The 2,144-nt window shown below is 61.4% G+C and carries 1 pseudogene; it reads left to right on the top strand.

What is annotated here, in order from left to right:
* Positions 1 to 163: 163 nt before the first annotated feature.
* Positions 164 to 2,038 (top strand): annotated as a pseudogene (locus BN2503_RS18860) (type I restriction endonuclease subunit R); the annotation flags it as partial.
* Between the last annotated feature and the right edge of the window lie 106 nt (positions 2,039 to 2,144).

The raw sequence follows: 2,144 nt of genomic DNA, 5'->3' as shown, positions 1-2,144 counted from the left end.
CTGGTTCAACCACGTCCGACTGCTCACGCCGATTGGGGGCATCCCTCCGGCAGAAGCTGAAGCAAACTACTGGAGGCAACTCGCCGCCAGCGACACCTCGACAAAGGTGTCAACTTAAACCAACCGGCCTCCTCGATACCCGGGGCGGTTCACGGTCACCGAGTTCATGCCGGATGGAAAGAAGCACCAGCCCACCATTCCGGTGATCGACTGGAGCGATCCTTCTTCGAACCGCTGGGACGTGACCGAGGAACTGGAGGTGCTGTCTGCGCAAGGCACACACCACCGGACGCCGGACGTGGTGGCCTACGTGAACGGTATCCCGCTGGTGGTGATCGAGGCCAAGCGCCCGGAGTCGGGCGGTGGCAGCCATCCTTCGAAGGCCATGGTGCAGGAGGGCATCAGCCAGCATCTGCGCAACCAACGCCCAGACGAGATCCCCAACCTCTTCGCGTACGCCCAACTGCTGCTGTCCATCAGCCAGACCGAGGGGCGCTACGGCACCACCCACACCGCCGCCAAGTTCTGGGCCAAATGGCGAGAAGAAGAGTTCGATGACGCGCACCTGCAGGCCGTCAAGAACGCTCCATTGCGTCCGGACGTCCGTGCCGCGTTGTTTGAAGGCAAGCCTGCATCGCTCGCCACCTACTTCGACATGCTGTGGAGTGCGCCAATGCAGGCCACTGAGCAGGATCGGTTGCTGGTGAGTCTGCTGACGCCGTCCCGCCTGTTGGAGTTCCTGCACGGCTACGTACTCTTCGACCGCAAGGTCGGCAAGATCGTCGCTCGCTATCAGCAGTTCTTCGGTATCCGCGCACTGCTGTCGCGCATCAGCCAGAAGAAGCCTGATTCGCAGGGCGGTGGCCGCGAGGGAGGCGTTGTCTGGCACACCACGGGCTCCGGCAAGAGTTTCACCATGGTGTTCTTGACCAAGGCCCTGCTGCTGGTCGAAGCCCTCAAGGAATGCCGCATCGTGGTGGTCACCGACCGCGTGGATCTTGAAACCCAGCTCTCTCGCAACTTCATGACGGGCGGGGCCTTTGGCTCCAGCATCGCCACGCAGAAGGATGGTGAGCGCAGCCGCACCCTTTCCGGTCGTGACCTGGCCCAGCGCATCGGCAAGGGGACCGAGCGGATCACCTTCACGCTCGTCCACAAGTTCAACACGGCGTCCAAGTTGCCCGAGTGCCGCAACGACTCGGCAGACATGATCGTGCTCGTCGACGAAGGACATCGCAGCCACGGCGGCGAGACCCATGAGCGGATGAAGAAGGCATTACCGAAGGCGGCATACATCGCCTTCACCGGCACGCCGCTGCTCAAGGACGAGAAGACCTCCAACAAGTTCGGCCCCATCGTCCACGCCTACACGATGCAGCGCGCGGTGGAGGACGAAACCGTGGCACCACTGCTCTACGAGGAGCGCGTGCCGGAACTGGACATCAACGAAGAGGCCGTCAACCGCTGGTTCGACAAGATCACCAGCAACCTCAGCGATGCCCAGCGCAGCGACCTGAAGCGCAAGTTCGCAAAGAAAGGTGCGATCTATGGCGCCGCGAACCGCATCGAACTGATCGCCTGGGACATCGCGACCCACTTCAACGAGAACATCAAGAAGCTGGGCCTGGGTCTGAAGGGCCAGGTCGCAACCGACAGCAAGCTGGATGCGATCCGCTACAAGAAGGCGTTGGACGAGACGGGACTGGTGACAAGCGCGATCGTGATCTCGGCACCCGACACCCGCGAAGGCAACTCGGAAGTCGACGAGGACACGCTGCCTGAAATCCAGAAGTGGTGGAAGCAGGCCATGGCCACCTGCGGCAACGACCCTGAAGCCTACGAGAAGCAGGTAATCGGTGACTTTGGCACCGACGGAGCGCCAGACCTGCTGATAGTCGTGGACAAGTTGCTGACGGGCTTCGATGAACCCCGCAACACGGTGCTGTACATCGATAAGCCGCTCAAGGGTCACAACCTGATCCAGGCGGTAGCGCGGGCGTGTCCGAATTTTTGTGTAAACGGTTCGGACTTCAATTGACGGAGATGCGGTCTCCGAACTGAATGGTAAATCGGGTCAGCGCGGCCTTCCAATCTCGGATGGGCATGGTCCACTTCTGGCTGATGTTGCGCAGGGCCAGGTAGAA

The organism is Paenacidovorax caeni, assembly GCF_001298675.1.
Taxonomy (GTDB): domain Bacteria; phylum Pseudomonadota; class Gammaproteobacteria; order Burkholderiales; family Burkholderiaceae_C; genus Paenacidovorax; species Paenacidovorax caeni.
The sequence above is the reverse complement of the archived record's forward strand: the minus strand, read 5'-3'. Positions and strand labels throughout refer to the sequence as shown.